This window comes from Halorubrum sp. Atlit-26R (assembly GCF_003666015.1).
Lineage (GTDB): Archaea > Halobacteriota > Halobacteria > Halobacteriales > Haloferacaceae > Halorubrum.
Window position 1 is genome coordinate 1 of record NZ_QPLT01000303.1, and the last position, 583, is coordinate 583.

A 583-nucleotide genomic window follows, 5' to 3' on the forward strand; every position below is an offset into this window, starting at 1 on the left:
TGATCGCGAACGCTGCGGGAGTGACGATCCGGAGTCGTTCAGCGACCCTCTCAACACTCCAGCGACCACGGAGTCGGGTGACGAGCCACCAAACTGCGAGCGAACACAGAGCGAATGCGAACAGCGAGTGGGCGAGTGAGCGCCCGTACGTGAGCACACCAATGTAGGCGAGTGGCTTATCAATGAGATCCGGAAACTGGCTTCCAACCGCAAGCGGAAGAAGCGCAAGCCGAGCGGGGAGTCGATGGGTGCTGCTGGCCGCATACAGCGCGTACCAAAGATACGCAAAAGCGAGATGGCCTAGCGGAAGCACGAGAGTAGGATAGTGAGTGCCGCGGATAAGGGTAGCTGATCGGGAGGGCTACCCCATCCCCCGAGGTGGCTATCGGTACGGTTCACACACCCGCGACACGCCGTCCTCGAACGCAATCGTTGGCTCCCAGCCAGTGGCTTCGTGGATCTTTGAGTAGTCCGCCATCGTGTCGTGGACGTACTCATCCAGCGGGTTTTCGATGTATTTGGGCTCGACGTTGGTGCCGAGTTCCTCATTAAACTATGGTACAGGCGGTACAAGGCGACTACC

1 protein-coding gene and 1 pseudogene are annotated in these 583 nt (G+C 59.2%); both read right to left on the bottom strand.

Going from position 1 to position 583, the window contains the following annotated elements:
- Positions 1–313, bottom strand: a 313-nt coding sequence (locus tag DVK07_RS20685) for a metal-dependent hydrolase (protein WP_199719699.1), incomplete at its 3' end; no start/stop codon positions are given.
- Between the two features lie 69 nt (positions 314–382).
- Positions 383–550, bottom strand: a pseudogene (locus DVK07_RS23995) (nucleoside-diphosphate sugar epimerase); the annotation flags it as partial.
- Positions 551–583 lie beyond the last annotated feature (33 nt).